The organism is Sphingopyxis sp., from assembly GCF_034380315.1.
Lineage (GTDB): Bacteria > Pseudomonadota > Alphaproteobacteria > Sphingomonadales > Sphingomonadaceae > Sphingopyxis.
This window is the reverse complement of record NZ_JAXMPB010000004.1, coordinates 382,850-400,352: the sequence shown is the minus strand read 5'-3', so window position 1 is coordinate 400,352 and position 17,503 is coordinate 382,850. Positions and strand designations below refer to the sequence as shown.

Genomic DNA, 17,503 nt, shown 5'->3' with positions numbered 1-17,503 from the left:
GCCACAGGGCAAATTTGGGGAAGCACAAAAGGGGCGCAGCCGCGCCAATCGCGCGGGGGACAATCGTGCGGGGATGCCCGAACGCACCGCCGGCGACCGCGCATCATGCCCTGAGAGAGGGAGAGCAGGCAGGAGACCGTCGCCCTCCGCCCGACCGCTATGCGACGACCAGCTCTCGCTGCTCGGGACGCCCCATCGACAGCAAAATCGGGTCGGCCTTTTGCCGCTCGGCAAAGCTCGCCTTGTCCGATAGCCCCTGCCACCCGATGCCGATCAGCGACTGGGCGATCGCGCCGCCCAGCGTGTCGCCGGGCCCGGGCAGAATGATGACGTCGGGGGCGAACTCCCTGACCGCGACCTCGACCGACCGCGCAAAATCATAGGGCGCAAGTATCTGGTGGCCGAACGTATAGTCCCAGATGGCCGACGGGTCCGACGCAAAGCGCCGCCAGATATGGCCACGTCCGTCGACCATCGGGATCGATGGGCCGGCGAACAGGCTGGCGGGCAATTCGGCTTGCGCCTTGTCCGCGCTGCCGTACATCAGCGGGGTATGAAAGGGGCCATGTCCGGCAAGGCGCAGGGGGTCGCGCCCCGGCGTCGGGGGCGCCTCGGCGAGCAGCGCGGCAAGCCCCTCCTCATTGCCCGCGAACACCAGCATGCCGGCAAGGTCGATCGACAGCGCCAGCCCGACGCCGGGGCGCGCCGCAATATCGGCGACGCACGCGAACAAGGCCTCGCGCAGCCCCGGCACCGGCCGCCAATTTTCGTCGACGACCTGCATCAATATCTGTCCGCCAGGGCCGTGGGTCTGGCTGTTGAGCCCCATGGCATTGGCAATGCGAAAGCCGTCGCTGACCGACACCGCGCCGCCGAGCGCCAGGGCACTGTACCATCCCATCGAATTGCCAAGGGTCGCGACGACATCGAACCGGTCGCGATCGATGCTCAGCCAGTCGAGGACGGTGGCGGTATAGATCAGCGGCGCGGCGACATCGCCGCGCATGTGCGTCGCCACGCTGAAGCGCTCGGCGCCGTCCAGTTCGCTGACCGTCGGCTGGCCGCGCGTCCGGCGCTGGGCGTCAAAATCGGCGATGCGCGCGCCAAAGCGCGCGCCGTGCAGCCGCGCGATGCTGCCCAGTTCGCCCTTGCCATAGGTGCCCCGCCCGGGCGCGACGACGATGGCGGTCTTGCGCTTGCTCATGCCAGCAGCTCCTTTGCGGCGGCATAGATGGAATCGCGGCTCGGCAGCGTCAGGGTCGCGGCCTTGCCCAGCGGAATGAAACTGTCGTCAGCGGCGATGCGCGCCAGCTTCTTGTCGGGCGCGCGCTCGACGAACAGCGCCATCAACGCCTCGCTTTGCGACCCGGTGATACGGCATTCGTCGACGATCAGGATGCGCTGCGCGTCGCCAACCGCCGCAACCAGCTTTTCCTCATCGACCGGACCGAGCCAGCGCAAGTCGATCACCCGCGCCTTCACGCCATCTTCGGCGAGCCGCTTTTCCGCCTGGCGCGAGAGATAATAGCCGTTGCCATAGGTGACGATGGCAAGGTCGGTACCATGACCATGCACCCCGACATCGCCCAGCCGGATCGGGTCGCCGTCGCCGGGCGCCTCGTAAACGCTGGTCCAAAGCCCGTCGCCTTCGGCATGCAGGTCGCGGGTCATGTAAAGCGCGATCGGTTCGACAAAGACGACGACGCGCTGCTCTTCCCGCGCCAGCCGCACGCATTCGCGCAGCATCTGCACCGCGTCGCGCCCATTCGACGGCACCGCCAGGATGACACCGGGGATATCGCGGAAAACGGCCAGGCTGTTGTCATTGTGGAAATGACCGCCGAAACCCTTTTGATATCCCAGTCCCGCGATGCGGATGACCATCGGATTGGTGTACTGGCCGTCCGAAAAGAAGCTGAGCGTCGCTGCTTCGCCGCGAATCTGGTCCTCGGCATTGTGGACATAGGCAAGGAATTGGATTTCGGGCATCGGCACGAAACCATTGTGCGCCATGCCGATCGCCAACCCCAGAATCGCCTGTTCGTCGAGCAGCGTGTTGATGACGCGCGCCGACCCGAACCGCTGGTGCAGCTTGGCGGTGACATTATAGACGCCGCCCTTCGGCCCCACGTCCTCGCCCGCAACGACGATCTCCTGGTGCGCGAGCATCAGGTCGGCAAGCGCCCAGGAAAGCAGCCGTGCCATGTGCATCGGCTTGTCCATCGCGCCCGCATCGCTGCCGAAGGTCGCGGCGCGCGCCTCGGCAGAGGGCGTGTTGGACCGCGGCAGGTCGCGTTTCGGCGGCACGATGCTCTCCATCACCGCCGCCGGAGTGGTCAGTTTCGGGCGCCGGATCGCAGCCTCGGCCTGACGGGCCAGCGTCGCACCGATATCCGCATAGGCGTCGGCGATCTCGGCCTCGCTCATCCATCCCTGTTCGACCATCAGCGCCGCCCCGGCCAGCAACGGATCGCGCGCCTCGTCGGCTTCGATCAGCGTCTTGGGCAGATACGCCCCCTGCACGTCCGACCCGGCATGACCATAAAGGCGCACCGTCCCCATGTGCAGAAAAACAGGCTTGCGATATCGCCGGGCATAGTCGGCGGCTTCGCACGCGCCGGCATAGGCCGAAACAAGATCGGTGCCGTCGCACTGGATATAGTGCAGACCCGCGCGTTGGCGGAACTGCGCCTCGATCCACCCGGTCGGGGTGCGGGTCGAAATGCCGATACCATTATCTTCGCACAGGAAGATGAGCGGCATCGGCGTCCCCTGAAACGCCGACCAGCCGGCCGTGTTGAAGGCCCCCTGCGCGGTCGAATGATTCGCCGATGCATCGCCAAAGCTGGTCAGCACCACGGCATCGTCGGGCAGCGGGCAATCGGTCATTCCCAGCCGCCGCGCGATCCCGATGGAAAAGGCGGCACCGACCGCCTTGGGCAAATGCGAGGCAATCGTTGATGTTTGCGGCGGAATCGCGAGCGGTTTCGACCCGATCACCTTGTGGCGGCCGCCCGAAATCGGGTCCTCGGCCGACGCCGCAAAGCTCAGCAGCATGTCCCAAGTGGGCGTACCGCCGGGAAGCTGGCGCGCCCGGTGGAGCTGAAAGGCATTCGAACGATAATGCAAAAACGCCATGTCGGTGACGCGCAGCGCCGCCGCGACGGCGGCATTGCCCTCGTGCCCCGACGAACCGATGGTATAGAAACCCTCGCCGCGCGCTTGCAACGTGCGCGACAGCCGGTCCATCTGGCGACTGGTCATCTGCGACAGGAAAATGTCGACCGCATCGGCGCGTGCCAGCGCGGCCGTCGCCGGGTCCGGTGCATCGGCGCGGCGCGCCAATCGGCCATCGGCCAGTGCTGCCAGGAATTTTTCATGTACCGCTTGCGCCGCGTCCACCGGGTCCTCCCTTATTGCCGGGAACAGCCCGGTTGCGGCCGCTGTCATCGCGCGGCCGCGAGCGAGCTAGAACGCGCCATCGCGCGGTGCAAGCATCTCTTGCCTTGTCGCATCGCATCGCGCTACCCTCATCGACGATGACTGGATGGGGCGGGGCCTTAATTTCAATATGATGTCGGTGCTTTTTGCCCAGGCATCGGCCGCGCCCGCTGCCCAGAACCAGGGGTGGCTGATCGACCCCGAACTGGTCGATCCCGGCTATTCGCAAACAATGGCTGGCGGCGAAATTCAGACGCATTTTCCGCCACCCACGCCGCCGCCGGAATCGCCCGAATGGCTGATGTCGTTGCTGCGCTCGATCGGCAATTTTTTCGAATGGAGCGCGCCGGCGCTGAAACCGCTCCTCCTGATCGCCGCTGTCCTCCTGCTGCTGTTCATCCTCTATCACTTCGCTCCGGGCTTTGCGCGCTGGGTCGATGATCTGCGCTTCGGCCGCAAGGCGGTGCAGGATGGCGAAGACCAGGCCGGCCAGGCCGAGGCGGGAGCCGCGCGCGCCCTGCTGGCGGAGGCCGATGCGCTGGCGGCCCAGGGGCGCTTTGCCGAAGCCGTCCACCTGCTGCTCTATCGCAGCGTCGAGGATATAGAGGGGCGGCGCCCGGGGCTGGTACGCCCCGCAATGACTTCGCGGGATCTGGCGGCCGCACAGGATTTGCCGGGCATCGCGCGCGAAGCCTTCAGCCGCATCGCCCGCGCGGTCGAAATCAGCCTGTTTGGCGGCCGCGCGATCGACTCCGATGCGTGGCAACAATGCCGGGGCGCCTATGCCGAGTTGACCATCGCGAAAAATTGGGTGCGCGCATGACCGGGCGCGGCGCCAGCGATCATGGCTTCAACCCGCGATTGATGGCGGGCATCGTGCTGATCGGAGTGGTCGCCTTTATCGCGCTATGGGCGCTCGTCGCGCTCGGCCCGCAACTCAGCAAGGGCAATGACGGCGGCGGCCACGCGCTGTCAAAGGGCGCACCGGGCTATGCTGCGATTGTCGATCTCGCCGAACGCGCGGGCGCCGACGTCGAACTGCGCCGCGAGGTCGAACCGCCGCAATATGAAGATTATCAACAGCTCGTCATCCTGACCCCCACCGTCCGGACCAAGCCCGAGGAAATGACCAAGCTTCTCGCGGCACAACAGGGGGCGCCGGTGCTGGTCGTTCTGCCCAAATGGGTCAGCCCGCCGATGGCGGGTGAAGCCCCCAAGGCGGGATGGGTCGGTAACAGCGTTCCGATTTCGGCGCCGCCGCGATTGCTGCCGGACACCTATTTCGGGACCGTCAAAACAGCGGCCGCACAGCGCAGCAGCCAAAGTGCACGCGGCCACCTCGGCGGGCGCGAGGTCTTGTTGCCGCTACCGCCGGTCCTCCACACGGTCAGCGGAGAGGATCTGGAAACGCTGATCGCAGCGCCCGGCGGCGGCGCGGTCCTTGCGCGCACGCACGACCGGGATCTTTATATTCTCGCCGATCCCGACCTCATCAACAATCTGGCCTTTGCGTCGCGCGAAGGCGCGGCGGCGGCCATGACCTTGATCGACGCGGTTGCGGAGGATGCCAACGCCGAAGGGCTGGCCTTCGACCTGACCCTCAATGGTTTCGGCGGCGGCCGGTCGCTGCTGCGTTTCGCCTTTGTGCCGCCCTTCATCGGCATCACCCTATGCCTGATCGCGGCGGGGCTTTTCGCATTGTGGCAGGCGTGGGCGCGCTTCGGCCCAGCGCTGCGCCCCGAACGCGCCATTCCGGTGTCGAAAGCGGCGCTGATCACGAACAGTGCCGATCTGATCCGTCAGGCGCGGCGCGAACTCGATGGCGCCGACGCCTATGTCCACAGCCAGCGGAGCGCGATCGCGCGGCGGCTGCACGCCCCCGCCGGCCTCGATGCCGAGGCCACCGATGCCTGGATCGACCGCCATCTGCGCCCCGGCGGCGACCTGTTTTCGGCGCTCGCCCGCCGCCTCAGGCTGGCACGCAACACCCACGAGTTTCTGGCAGACGCGCAGGCGCTGCACGACATCAGAAAGGATCTTCTCCGTGACAGCCAATAATATCGAGCGCGTGCGCGCGTTGGGCGCCGCGATCGACGCCGAAGTCGCCAAGGCGGTGTTCGGCCAGCACGAACTGACCCGCATGGTGACGGTCGCGCTGCTCGCGGGCGGGCATATCCTGCTCGAAGGGCCGCCGGGGACCGCCAAAACGCTGCTCGCTCAGGCTTTCGCGCGCGCGGTGGGGCTCGATTTCGGACGCATCCAATTCACCCCCGACCTGATGCCAGGCGACATATTGGGTTCGAACCTGTTCAACTTCCAGACCTCGAGCTTCACCCTCACCAAGGGGCCCATTTTCACCGAGCTGCTGCTCGCCGACGAAATCAACCGCACCCCGCCCAAGACCCAGGCCGCGCTGCTGGAAGCGATGCAGGAACGGCGGGTGACGATCAACGGCGAACCGCATGCGATGAGCCCGCGCTTCACCGTGCTGGCCACCCAGAATCCGATCGAACAGCAGGGCGTCTATCCGCTGCCCGAGGCGCAGCTCGACCGTTTCCTGTTCAAACTGGTGGTCGATTATCCCGCCGCCGACGAAGAACGGCGGATTGTCGCCGATCATGGCGGGCGCTTCAAAAGCCCGGCGGTCGCCGATTTCGGCGTCGCGCAGGTCGCCGATGCCCAGACGATCGGCGAAGCCATCGACATCATCGCGACCGTCCGGCTCGCCGACGAGATCGTCGACTATATCGTCCGCCTCGTCCGCGCGACGCGCGAAAGTGCCGACCTTGAATGCGGGGCAAGCCCGCGCGCCGCCACCCTGCTCGCCCGCGCCGCCTGCGCCGCCGCCGCGCTCGACGGGCGCGATTATGTGATCCCCGATGATGTCCAGCGCCTCGCCTCCAGCGTATTGCGCCACCGCGTCATCCTGTCCGCCGCCGCCGAAATCGAAGGGCGCAGCGTCGAACAGGTGATCGCCGCGCTGCTGGATCATGAAGAGGTGCCGCGTTGAACGGCATCGACGCAATATCGTCGCTGCGCCGCCGCCGTGACGCGAACGATCCGCGCGGCGGTCGCGGGGATGGTCCGCAATGATCTACCCCACCCGCCGAGCCATTTTTCTGCTGCTCGCGGGCGCCCCGGTGGCGCTGGCTCTCGGCCTTTTGCGTCCCGAACTCTGGCTGGTCGCTCCCGGCTGGATCGCGGTCATTCTGGCGTGCGCGCTTCTCGACGCCGCGGCGGGCGCGCAACCGCGCCATCTCGCGCTCGATGCGCATTTTCCGTATCAGGTCGGGGTTGGGGATCCTTTTAAACTGGCGCTCTCTGCACGCGGACGCAGCGTGCCGGAACGGGCAGAGATCGCGTTGTCGCTCGACGAACGGCTGGCGCGCGGCGGGCGGCTTGCGGGTCACATGCGGGCGACCGACGACAACGAAACGCCGACGCTTGCACGCACCCTTCCGCTCACTGCAGCGCGGCGGGGGCAGGCACAGGTCGAGGCGCTATGGATTCGCTGGACAGGGCCGCTCGGGCTGGTTTGGAAACAGCGGCGCTTTGCGATCGACCGCGCGATCAGCGTCGTCCCCAGCCTGCGCGCCGTGACCGAGGAGGGCAGTCGCCTGTTCCAGCGCAACAGCTGGTTTGGCCTGCGCCAGCAACGGTTTCGCGGTGAGGGCACCGAATATGAAGCCCTCGCCGAATATCACCCGGGGATGGACCGCCGCGCGATCGACTGGAACGCTTCGGCCCGGCACGTCAAGCTGCTCGCCAAGGAATATCGGGTCGAACGGGACAATCGCGTCGTGTTGGCGATCGACGGCGGGCGCACGATGGCCGAGCCCGTCGGCGGCATGCCCCGCGTCGATCGCGCGGTCTCGGCGGCGTTGCTGCTCGCCTATGTCGGGCTCAAGCTCGGCGACCGCATCAGCCTGTTTTCCTTCGCCGCCCAGCCGCAGGCGATGACCCCCGCCTATATGCACACCCAGGATTTCCCGGCGCTGCAACGCGCCGCAAGCCTGATCGACTATGCCCATGTCGAAAGCAATTTCACCCTGGCCCTCACCACCCTGTCGGCGCAGCTCAACCGCCGTTCGCTGATCATCCTGTTCACCGAATTCACCGACGCGACGAGCGCCGACCTGATGATCCGCGCCGCCGGGCGGCTCGCAAAAAAGCACCGGCTGCTGTTCGTGGTGATGAAGGATGAGGAAGTGGAAAGCGAAGAACGCCGACGCCCCGAAAGCGCCGCCGACGTCACCCGCGCCAATGTCGCCGCCGCGATGCTGCGCGACCGCCAGTTGGTGATCGCGCGGCTGCAGCGGCTGGGCGCCGATGTCATCGAGGTGCCCGCCGACGCGATGGGCGCGGGGGCGGTCGAGGCCTATCTCGGCATCAAACGGGCAGGCAGCCTGTGATCCCGCCGCCGCCCGCCGCGACCACGGCCGCTGGTCCCAGCTTCTCGACCAGCCATTTTCGGGCCGAACGCGAAGCCGACTGGATCGCCTTCGACGAGCTGCTCACCAAGCTTGAACGACGCGGCGCCACGGCGCTTTCGAGCGAGGAGCTGCTCGAACTGCCCGTCCTCTATCGCGCCACCCTCTCGTCGTTGTCGATCGCGCGCGCGACCAGCCTCGACCGGGCGCTGCTCGACCATCTCGAGGCCTTGTCGATGCGCGGCTACTTCCTCGTCTATGGGGTACGCGAGACGCGGCTCAACCGGCTGCGGCGCTTTTTCCTCTATGACTGGCCCGCCGCCGTCCGCGCGGTGTGGAAGGAAACGCTGATCATCGCGCTCATCATGCTGCTCGGCGTGATGACCAGCTGGTCGCTCGTCGCGCATAATCCCGAATGGTTCTATAATTTCGTACCCGCCGAACTGGCGGGCGGGCGCGATCCGCGCGCTTCGGCCGAATATCTGCAATCGACGCTCGGCCACGGCAAGGCAGCGGGCGACGAAGAAACCAGCGGCCTGCACGTCTTTGCGACCTATTTGTTCACCCACAACAGCCGGGTGTCGATCATGTCCTTTGCCCTCGGCTTCGCCTTTGGCGTGCCGACGATGATGCTCGAATATTATCAGGGGATCAGCCTCGGCGCGATGATGGCGCTTTTCGCGTCCAAGGGGCTGGGGTTCGATTTCGGCGGCTGGCTGTTCATCCACGGCACCACCGAATTGTTCGCCGCCGTGCTGTCGGGGGCGGCCGGGTTGCGCATCGGCGCCGCGGTGGTCTTTCCCGGCGCGCGCAGCCGCCTGCAGGCCGCCTCCGACGCGGGACGCACGGCGGGCAAGGTGATGGTCGGGGTCATCATCATGCTGCTCGTCGCCGGTATTCTCGAAGGATTCGGACGACAGCTGATCACCGACACGGCGCTGCGCTATGGTATCGGCACGGTGATGCTGTTGCTCTGGCTCGGCTATTATTATGTCTCCCGGCGCGAGGACGCGACATGACCGCCGCCGCCCGCGCCAGGGAACGCGCCGCCGGTGCCAAGAAATTGCGTCAGTTCATCACCCCCGAAGGGGTCGATCTGGAACTGAAGATCGCCAGCTCGTCGATGCGGCTGGGCGCGTTGCTGATCGACGCCGGACTGATCATCGTAACGCTCATCCTCTTTACCCTGCTGATGATCTGGACCGGAATCGCGTCGCGGTCGAGCGTCGTGATCAGCATCTGGATGCTCGGAGCGTTCGTGCTGCGCAATTTCTGGTTCATCGGCTTCGAGCTGGGACAGCGCGCCGCGACCCCCGGCAAGCGCATGATGGGGATTCGCGTCGTCGCACGCGACGGCGGGCGGCTGACCGCCGATGCGGTGGTCGCGCGCAACCTGATCCGCGAACTCGAAGTCTTTCTGCCGCTCACGATGCTGGGCCTCGGCGCTGCCGAGGACATGGTATCGGGATGGACGATCCTCGCCGGGGTCGCCTGGTCGCTGACGCTCAGCCTGTTCCTGCTGTTCAACCGCGACCGGATGCGGATGGGCGACCTGATCGCCGGAACCTGGGTCGTGATGGCACAGCGCGCCAAGCTCGACAGCGACATTGCGGCCAGCGGCGAGACCGCCGGGACGCTCCGCTTCACCGACGCCGAATTGTCGGTCTATGGCATTTTCGAGCTTCAGGAACTCGAGCGCGTGCTGCGCGGCCGCGACGCCCGCGCGATGCGCGAGGTGGCCGACGCGATCCGCGTCAAGATCGGCCGGCCGGTGGCCGAAGAGGACGAAAGCTTCCTCCTGTCCTATTACCCGCAACTAAAGGCCCGGCTCGAACGCAAATTGCTGTTCGGCAAGCGGCGAGAGGATAAATATGCCAGCGACTGACACCCCGCCGCTTTCGGTTCGCGAAGCGCTCCGCATCCGCCGGTCCGTCCGTGCCTTTACCGATGCGCCGGTCGATCCCGCGCGGCTGCGCGACATTTTCGCCGCGGCACAGCGCGCGCCATCGGGCGGCAATCTGCAACCCTGGCAGGTGACGGTCGTGACCGGCGCGCGCTGGCAGGCTGTGAAGGATGCCGTCGCCGCGCGCATCGCAATGGGGCGCGAAGGTTATGAGCCCGAATATGACATCTACCCCAAGGGATTGACCGACCCGTGGGAGAGCCGCCGCTTCGGGGTCGGCGAAGCGCTTTACGGGGCGCTCGGCATCCCGCGCGAGGACAAGCCGGCGCGACTGGCTCAGTTCATGGACAATTATCGGGGTTTCGGCGCACCGGTGATGCTTTTCCTCCATACCTCGCGCATCATGGGTTCGCCGCAATGGTCCGACATGGGCATATGGCTGCAATCGGTCATGCTGCTGCTTGTCGAAGCGGGGCTCGCCAGTTGCCCACAGGAATGCTGGGCCATGTACGGCGCAACGGTGCGCCGCACGCTGGGGCTGGACGATGGGCAGATTTTGTTTACCGGGCTTGCGATCGGTCATGCCGACGCGGAAGCGGCGGTGAACCAATGGCCGGTGCCGCGCGCCGGTATCGATGAAGTGATTGATTGGCAGGGATTTTAAGTGATGACACAGTCCAGGTTTCGCTATGCGATGACGGCAATGCTGACGCTGGCGGTCGCGGGCTGTGCGGCAATCCCCCAGCCCGAAACACCGCCGCCTCCCCCGCCGCCGCCGGTCGCGCCGACACCGCCCCCCACCCCGCTTCCGACCCCGACGGCGGGCTGGGAAGATCGCGCCGTCGATCGCGGCGCCTGGCGCTATGACGCGGCCAGCCGCACGGCGGCCTTCGTTCCGACGGGCAGCGCCGATCCGCTGCTGACAATGGCATGCAGCAGTGGCGGCATCCGCATGACCGCGACGCTGGCAGGCGACGTCAGCCTGCGAACGAGCGCCGGAACCGACCGGATTCGCTTCGACGGGGGTAGCGCGAACCTGCCAAGCCGCGACCAACGGCTCGATCGCATCGCCTTCAGCCGCGGCCGCTTCGCCCTCGAAACGCCAGGCGGCGGCGCACTGACGCTGCCGGTACAATCCGAGATCGGACGTGTGATCGAGGATTGCAGGGGGTAGCTGTCGAAGGCGGTTTGGGGGCCGGAAGCTGCCGCCCCCCACTTTCGTCACCTCGGGTCAAGTCCGGGGTGACAATGATCGATGGGTCAACTTCCGGCCGGACAACAGTCGTTTCCTTTCAACGGAAATCAACGCTTTCCTACATTAATCCCCTGTGCCAGCCTTCCCGCTTGGCTCTTTGAATCGTCGATCATCGCCAGCCCCGGGCAGCCCCGCGCGTCGTTCCTAAAGCGACAAAGGAGACAATTCGGGCGCGCCCGTCCGTATCTTTTGTCGCCTTAAGGGCCAAAAAGGGCATGACCTGGATGGTTCATGCGGGGATTTGCGGCTTTTAGCCGCCCAGACGCACCGTCCCGCCGCGGATCCAGCCCCAGCGGCATGGGCCCTGATATTCGCGCGCATTGGGCACCGTCTTGGCCACTCCGCACATGTCGGGGTCGGTTCCCGGTGCGACGAACACGACGCCGAACCAGGCGTCATTGTCCGCCGCCTCGCACAGCGACACGCGCGCGCCGCCGGCCAGCCGCGCCTTGACCGCGCGGGTTTCTCCCGGGGCCCAATAGACGTCAGTGCCGCCATCCTTGACGCGGCTGATGCTCGAACAGGCGGGCAGGCTGGGGCCTTCGGTGCCGATCATCACCGCTCGGGTTGCGATCGGCTCCCCGTCGATGGCGGGGGCATTGTCGGTGGGCGGTGCCGGCTGGCTGCACGCCGCGAGCGACATCAGGGCAAGAACGGCGAGGGAGGAAGCGAAAGGCTGTTTCATGACCACGAAACTAGCCGCCGCGGCGACGCCGCGCAACGCCTCGCGCGCAGCGGCCAAGGGGCGCATTTTTGCTTGGGTTTTACCGCCGCCGACCCTATATAATCGGCATGACAGACACCCCCGACACCGGCGCGCACGAAGGCGCCGCGAAACAGCCGAACAGCAATGCCTATGGCGCCGATTCGATCAAGGTGCTGAAGGGCCTTGATGCGGTGCGCAAACGGCCCGGCATGTATATCGGCGACACTGATGACGGGTCGGGCCTGCATCATATGGTGTTCGAGGTGTCGGACAATGCGATCGACGAGGCGCTGGCGGGGCATTGCGACCTGGTGCTGATCACGCTCAACAGCGACGGTTCGGTCAGCGTCGAGGACAATGGCCGCGGCATTCCGACCGGCATCCATGCCGAGGAAGGCATTTCGGCGGCGGAGGTCATCATGACCCAGCTCCACGCCGGCGGGAAATTTGAAAACACCAGCGACGACAATGCGTACAAGGTGTCGGGCGGCCTGCACGGGGTCGGCGTCAGCGTCGTCAACGCGCTCAGCGAATGGCTCGAACTGACGATCTGGCGCGACGGCGAAGAGCATTGGATGCGCTTTGAACATGGCGATTCGGTCGCACCGCTCAAGGTCAACGGCCCCGCGCCCCAAAATCCCGATGGAACGGGCAAGAAGGGCACGCGCGTTACCTTCATGGCATCGACCGAGACGTTCAAGAACGTCACCGAGTTCGATTTCGAAAAGCTCGAGCATCGCTATCGCGAGCTCGCCTTTTTGAACTCGGGCGTCCGGATCAAGCTGGTCGATGCGCGCCACGCCGAGCATGAAACCCACGACCTCTTTTACGAAGGCGGGATCGCGGCGTTCGTCAAATATCTCGACCGCAACAAGAATGCCCTGCTGCCCGATCCGATCGCGATCAGCAGCGAGCGTGACGGCATCGGCATCGACGTCGCGCTCGAGTGGAACGACAGCTATTATGAAAATGTCCTCTGCTTCACGAACAATATTCCGCAGCGCGATGGCGGCACCCACCTCGCCGCCTTCCGCGCCGCACTGACCCGCACGCTCAACGGCTATGGCGAGAAATCGGGGCTGCTGAAGAAGGAAAAGGTCAGCCTGACCGGCGAGGATATGCGCGAAGGCCTGACCGCGATCGTCTCGGTCAAACTGCCCGACCCCAAATTTTCCAGCCAGACCAAGGACAAGCTGGTGTCGTCCGAGGTGCGCCAGCCGCTCGAAAGCCTGATGGCCGACCGCATGACCGAATGGCTGGAGGAAAATCCCGCCTATGCCAAGGCGGTGATCCAGAAGGTTATCGATGCCGCCGCGGCGCGTGAAGCCGCGAAACGGGCCCGCGAGCTAACGCGGCGCAAGGGCGCGATGGACATCGCCTCGCTGCCCGGCAAGCTCGCCGACTGCCAGGAACGCGACCCGTCGAAATGCGAGCTTTTCCTGGTCGAAGGGGATTCGGCGGGCGGCTCGGCAAAGCAGGGCCGCGACCGCCACGTCCAGGCGATCCTGCCGCTCAAGGGCAAGATTTTGAACGTCGAGCGCGCGCGTTTCGACCGCATCATCTCATCAAAGGAAGTCGGCACGCTGATCCAGGCGCTGGGCACCGGCATCCGTGACGAATTCAACCTCGACAAGCTGCGCTATCACAAGATCGTGATCATGACCGACGCCGACGTCGACGGCGCGCATATCCGCACCCTGCTGCTCACCTTTTTCTATCGCCAGATGCCCGAGATCATCGAGAGCGGCCATCTCTATATCGCCCAGCCGCCGCTCTACAAAGTCGCGAAGGGGCGGAGCGAGGTGTATCTCAAGGACGATACGGCGCTCGAAAATTATCTGGTCGACGCCGGAATCGATGCGCTGGTCTTTGAAACCGGCGGTGGCGCGCGGTCGGGCAACGACCTGCGCGCGCTGATCGATCATGGCCGCAAGCTGCGCGCGCTGATGCGCTATGTTCCGCGTACGCTCGATCACCGGCTGGTCGAAGCGCTGGCCTTTGCCGGCGCGCTCGATCCCGCGCTCGACGCGGCGGGACGCAACAGCGCTGCCGAAACCGCCGCCAAATGGCTCAACGCCGCCGAGCGCGCGTTGACCGGCGGCGGCGAGGCGCTGTGGACGATCGCGGCGGTCGAAGGCGGCGGCTATACGCTCGAACGCCGTTGGCGCGGAGTCAGCGATCATCATGTGATCGACACAGCCTTTCTCGCCAGCCAGGAGGCGCGTCGCCTCCATGCGCTCGCGCAGGCACAGGCCGACACCTATGGCCAGCCCGGCCGCCTCGTGAAGGCAGGCAGCGCCGCGGTCGAAACCGACAGCGACGGCGAAGAGGGTGACGCGCCCGTGGCCGCCAACGCCAAGGCGGTGTCGGTCACGCGCCCGTCCGAGCTGCTCGACGCGATTTTCGCGCACAGCCGCCGCGGCCTTGCGATCAGCCGCTACAAGGGGCTGGGCGAGATGAATGCCGAGCAATTGTGGGAAACCACACTCGACCCCGCCAACCGCTCGCTGCTGCGCGTCGAGGCCGAACAGGCCGATGTCGCGCACGAAATCTTCGAGCGGCTGATGGGCGACGAGGTCGAACCGCGCCGCGATTTCATCCAGACAAACGCGTTGTCGGTGGCCAATCTGGACGTCTGATCGACCGAATCGACTAAACGCAAATTCAAACCAGCACGCCGCCGACCACTTGCACCGCGTCGGCGGCGCTGCTTCACCGCGCCAGCCTTGAGAAAAGAGTTCCGAATGCGGGGCTCTGACCAACGGGGGAGGCCGATATGCGGCGCGGGTTCACGATTCTTCTGCCATTGCTGCTGGCGTTGCCGGCAACCGCGCAGGAAGCGCTGGGCGATGGCTTCGGCCTCGAAACCGAAGTCGGCAGCGGCACCGCCAGCTACTATGGCCGCGAACTGGCCGGAAACCGGACCGCGAACGGCGAACGCTTCGATCCCGATGCCCTGACCGCGGCCCACCGCACGCTGCCCTTCGGCAGCCGGGTGCGCGTGACCAACCTGACGAACGGCCAGAGCGTCGTTGTGCGCATCAACGATCGCGGCCCCTTTGGACGCGGCCGGGTCATCGACGTCAGCCATGCCGCGGCGCGCGAGATCGGCATGCACCGCAGCGGCATCGCCAGGGTCAGCATGACGCTGATCGGCGAGGAAGAAGGCGAATAGCCCGCGCCGCGAGGCACAGCCGGAAACCGCTCGCTGGAAAATCAGCCGTCCGGTATCATGGCGCCATGCGAGCCCCTGGCCCATGATGCGCCCGATCCGGCATGACTGAACCCTTGCCCCGCCCGCCCTCCCGCGCCACATCCTGACCATGCTTCTGCCTGCCCCCTTCGCCGACTGGTTCGCCGCGCGCGGCTGGCGGGTCCGGCGGCATCAGGTCGACATGCTCGACGCGGCGGGCCGGGGGGAACATGCGCTGTTGGTCGCGGCGACCGGCGCGGGCAAGACGCTCGCGGGATTCCTGCCCAGCCTCGTCGACCTGGCCGCGCACCCCTCCGACCGACTGCATACGCTGTATATCTCACCGCTCAAGGCGCTTGCCGCCGATGTCGAACGCAACCTCGGCGCGCCGATCACCGAAATGGACCTGCCGATCCGCGTTGAAAGTCGCAGCGGCGACACATCTTCGGACAAAAAGGCGCGGCAACGTGCCAAACCCCCGAACATCCTCCTCACCACGCCCGAATCGCTGTCGCTGCTGCTCTCCTATCCCGACAGTTTCACGATGTTCGCCGATCTGAAGACCGTGGTAATCGACGAAATCCACGCCTTTGCTCCGGGCAAGCGCGGCGACATCCTCAGCCTCGCGCTCGCGCGGCTTCAGGCGATCGCGCCGGGGCTGCGCCGCGTCGGCCTGTCGGCGACGATCGCCGATCCCGCCCAATATGCCGCCTGGCTCGCCCCCGATGCCGATGCAAAGGCGGTCACGCTGGTCGAGGGAGAAGCCGGCGCCGATCCCGACATCGCGATCCTGCTGCCCGAAGGCGCGGTGCCCTGGGCCGGCCATTCGGGGCGCTATGCGGTGCATCAGGTGATGGCAGAGGTGGCGCGCAACCGCACCACCATCATATTCTGCAACACCCGCGGGCTCGCCGAGCTGATCTTTCAGGAGCTGTGGAAGGTCAACACCGCCGGGCTGCCGATCGCGATCCACCACGGTAGCCTCGACCGCGAGGCCCGGCAAAGGGCGGAAGCGGCAATGGCCGAGGGGCGGCTGCGCGCACTGGTCGCGACATCCAGCCTCGATCTGGGGCTCGATTGGGGTGATGTCGATTGCGTGATCCAGATGGGGGCACCCAAGGGCTCCTCACGGCTGCTCCAGCGTATCGGGCGCGCCAACCACCGGCTCGACGAACCGAGCCGCGCGCTGATCGTCCCCGGCAACCGTTTCGAATATCTGGAGGCCCGCGCGGCATTGGACGCGGTCGCTGCGGGCGAGCGCGACGCCGATCATTTTCGCCCCGGCGCGCTCGACGTCCTGGCTCAGCATGTGATGGCGCTCGCCTGTGCCGCGCCATTTCGCGAACCCGAACTGCTGGCCGAAATCCGCAGCGCCGCCCCCTATCGCTGGATCGATGCCGCGACCTTTTCCCGCCTGCTCGGTTTTGTCCGCGACGGCGGCTATGCGCTCAAAAGCTATGACCGCTTCCGCCGCCTCGCTCCCGATGGTCAGGGCGGCTGGCGGATCGCGCATCCCCGGCTCGCGGCGCAGCACCGGTTGAACGCCGGGATCATCGTCGACGCCCCGACGCTCGACGTTCGCTTCAAGAATGGACGACGGCTCGGCACGGTCGAGGAATATTTTGCGAGCACCCTCGCTCCCGGAGACACTTTTGCCTTTGCCGGCCTCAGCCTCGAGGTCGAGGCGATCCGCGACACCGACCTCTACGTCCGCGCGACCAGCCGCCCGGCGCGTATCCCTTCCTATGTCGGGGCACGAATGGCGCTCAGCACCCGGCTCGCTGACCGGGTGCGCGCCTTCCTGGCCGACCCCGACGCTTGGCATCGTTTTCCCGAGGATGTGCGTTTCTGGCTGGAAATGCAGGCGCATCGATCGGTGCTGCCGCGCCCCGGCGAGCTGCTCGTCGAAACCTTCCCGCACGAGGAGGCGCATTATCTTGTCGCCTATCCTTTCGAAGGGTGGAACGCGCACCAGTCACTCGGCATGCTGATCACCAAGCGGATGGAGCGGGCCGGGCTTCAGCCGCTGGGTTTCGTCGCTTCCGACTATGCACTCGCCATCTGGTCGCTGCGCCCCGTCACCGATCCCGCCACGCTGTTCGATGCAGCAATCCTCGAGGATGAATTCATCCAGTGGGTCGAAGGGTCGCATCTTCTGAAACGCGCCTTTCGCGAAGTCGCGGTGATCGGCGGCTTGATCGAGCGCCAACATCCCGGAAAGCGCAAGACAGGCAAACAAGTCACCTTCTCGACCGACCTCATCTTTGACGTACTGCGCAAATATGAACCCGATCATCTGCTGCTCGAAGCGGCGTGGGCCGACGCGCGCACGCGGCTGACCGATGTGGCGCGGCTCGGCAACCTCCTCGACCGCGCAGCGGGCACGATGGTCCACATGCCGCTCGACCGGATCAGCCCGCTCGCCATTCCGGTGCTGGTGCTGATCGGACGCGAAAATGTCGCCGCGGCCGACATCGACGATGCACTGCTAGGCGAACTCGCCGATACACTGGCGGCGGCAGCCATGGCGCCCGGCTGATCCAAAGTTGCCGATAGCGGCCAATGGGTGTAATAT

14 protein-coding genes are annotated in these 17,503 nt (G+C 66.1%); 11 read left to right on the top strand and 3 right to left on the bottom strand.

The features are described 5' to 3' along the window. Window positions 1–157: 157 nt before the first annotated feature. Together U0S50_RS10145 and U0S50_RS10140 are read right to left on the bottom strand one after the other, a co-directional pair. Window positions 158–1,204 carry an ACP S-malonyltransferase gene (locus U0S50_RS10145; RefSeq protein ID WP_322308650.1) on the bottom strand — a complete coding sequence of 349 codons (1,047 nt, stop codon included), beginning with the start codon at window positions 1,202–1,204 and terminating at the stop codon, window positions 158–160. After that, complete coding sequence (locus U0S50_RS10140; protein ID WP_322308649.1) at window positions 1,201–3,402, bottom strand: dehydrogenase E1 component subunit alpha/beta; 2,202 nt, start codon at window positions 3,400–3,402, stop codon at window positions 1,201–1,203. Before U0S50_RS10140 ends, U0S50_RS10145 begins: the two co-directional genes overlap by 4 nt. A 169-nt stretch (window positions 3,403–3,571) precedes the next feature. Between U0S50_RS10140 and U0S50_RS10135 the strand changes: the two genes are divergently transcribed. From U0S50_RS10135 to U0S50_RS10100, 8 genes are all read left to right on the top strand, one after another. Next, a complete protein-coding gene (locus tag U0S50_RS10135) occupies window positions 3,572–4,264 on the top strand; it encodes a DUF4129 domain-containing protein (RefSeq protein ID WP_322308648.1) in 693 nt (230 codons plus the stop codon). Then, window positions 4,261–5,499 (top strand): DUF4350 domain-containing protein, encoded by a 1,239-nt coding sequence (locus U0S50_RS10130; protein ID WP_322308647.1) that lies wholly within the window; start codon window positions 4,261–4,263, stop codon window positions 5,497–5,499. Before U0S50_RS10135 ends, U0S50_RS10130 begins: the two co-directional genes overlap by 4 nt. After that, entirely contained in the window at window positions 5,486–6,451 is a 966-nt protein-coding gene (locus U0S50_RS10125; RefSeq protein ID WP_322308646.1) for a MoxR family ATPase, read from the top strand. The genes U0S50_RS10130 and U0S50_RS10125 overlap by 14 nt, the downstream gene beginning before the upstream one ends. Before the next feature lie 79 nt (window positions 6,452–6,530). Beyond that, window positions 6,531–7,853, top strand: coding sequence for a DUF58 domain-containing protein (locus tag U0S50_RS10120; RefSeq protein ID WP_322308645.1), 1,323 nt, complete (start codon window positions 6,531–6,533; stop codon window positions 7,851–7,853). Next, complete coding sequence (locus U0S50_RS10115) at window positions 7,850–8,890, top strand: stage II sporulation protein M (RefSeq protein WP_322308644.1); 1,041 nt, start codon at window positions 7,850–7,852, stop codon at window positions 8,888–8,890. The genes U0S50_RS10120 and U0S50_RS10115 overlap by 4 nt, the downstream gene beginning before the upstream one ends. Next, window positions 8,887–9,756, top strand: a complete 870-nt coding sequence (locus U0S50_RS10110; RefSeq protein WP_322308643.1) for an RDD family protein — start codon at window positions 8,887–8,889, stop codon at window positions 9,754–9,756. The genes U0S50_RS10115 and U0S50_RS10110 overlap by 4 nt, the downstream gene beginning before the upstream one ends. Continuing rightward, complete coding sequence (locus U0S50_RS10105) at window positions 9,743–10,438, top strand: nitroreductase (protein WP_322308642.1); 696 nt, start codon at window positions 9,743–9,745, stop codon at window positions 10,436–10,438. Before U0S50_RS10110 ends, U0S50_RS10105 begins: the two co-directional genes overlap by 14 nt. Window positions 10,439–10,441: 3 nt before the next feature. Beyond that, a complete protein-coding gene (locus U0S50_RS10100; protein WP_322308641.1) occupies window positions 10,442–10,948 on the top strand; it encodes a hypothetical protein in 507 nt (168 codons plus the stop codon). Window positions 10,949–11,279: 331 nt separating this feature from the next. Here the strand turns inward: U0S50_RS10100 and U0S50_RS10095 are convergent, their stop codons facing one another. Further along, window positions 11,280–11,771, bottom strand: coding sequence for a hypothetical protein (locus tag U0S50_RS10095; RefSeq protein WP_322308640.1), 492 nt, complete (start codon window positions 11,769–11,771; stop codon window positions 11,280–11,282). Window positions 11,772–11,821: 50 nt separating this feature from the next. Between U0S50_RS10095 and gyrB the strand changes: the two genes are divergently transcribed. The 3 genes from gyrB to U0S50_RS10080 all read left to right on the top strand — a co-directional run bounded on the left by gyrB (window position 11,822) and on the right by U0S50_RS10080 (window position 17,467). Beyond that, window positions 11,822–14,374 carry a DNA topoisomerase (ATP-hydrolyzing) subunit B gene (gene gyrB, locus U0S50_RS10090; protein WP_322308639.1) on the top strand — a complete coding sequence of 851 codons (2,553 nt, stop codon included), beginning with the start codon at window positions 11,822–11,824 and terminating at the stop codon, window positions 14,372–14,374. Window positions 14,375–14,511: 137 nt separating this feature from the next. Next, window positions 14,512–14,910: a septal ring lytic transglycosylase RlpA family protein gene (locus U0S50_RS10085; RefSeq protein WP_322308638.1), complete on the top strand. Its 399-nt coding sequence runs from the start codon at window positions 14,512–14,514 to the stop codon at window positions 14,908–14,910. Between the two features lie 148 nt (window positions 14,911–15,058). Further along, entirely contained in the window at window positions 15,059–17,467 is a 2,409-nt protein-coding gene (locus U0S50_RS10080; protein ID WP_322308637.1) for a ligase-associated DNA damage response DEXH box helicase, read from the top strand. Window positions 17,468–17,503: the final 36 nt, after the last annotated feature.

Bases quoted from the DNA above. Each gene is read 5' to 3' on its own strand.
- U0S50_RS10085 (WP_322308638.1), top strand. From the start codon at position 14,512: ATGCGGCGCGGGTTCACGATTCTTCTGCCATTGCTGCTGGCGTTGCCG.
- U0S50_RS10105 (WP_322308642.1), top strand. From the start codon at position 9,743: ATGCCAGCGACTGACACCCCGCCGCTTTCGGTTCGCGAAGCGCTCCGC.
- U0S50_RS10135 (WP_322308648.1), top strand. From the start codon at position 3,572: ATGATGTCGGTGCTTTTTGCCCAGGCATCGGCCGCGCCCGCTGCCCAG.
- U0S50_RS10130 (WP_322308647.1), top strand. From the start codon at position 4,261: ATGACCGGGCGCGGCGCCAGCGATCATGGCTTCAACCCGCGATTGATG.
- U0S50_RS10145 (WP_322308650.1), bottom strand. From the start codon at position 1,204: ATGAGCAAGCGCAAGACCGCCATCGTCGTCGCGCCCGGGCGGGGCACC.
- U0S50_RS10110 (WP_322308643.1), top strand. From the start codon at position 8,887: ATGACCGCCGCCGCCCGCGCCAGGGAACGCGCCGCCGGTGCCAAGAAA.
- gyrB (WP_322308639.1), top strand. From the start codon at position 11,822: ATGACAGACACCCCCGACACCGGCGCGCACGAAGGCGCCGCGAAACAG.
- U0S50_RS10080 (WP_322308637.1), top strand. From the start codon at position 15,059: ATGCTTCTGCCTGCCCCCTTCGCCGACTGGTTCGCCGCGCGCGGCTGG.
- U0S50_RS10100 (WP_322308641.1), top strand. From the start codon at position 10,442: ATGACACAGTCCAGGTTTCGCTATGCGATGACGGCAATGCTGACGCTG.
- U0S50_RS10120 (WP_322308645.1), top strand. From the start codon at position 6,531: ATGATCTACCCCACCCGCCGAGCCATTTTTCTGCTGCTCGCGGGCGCC.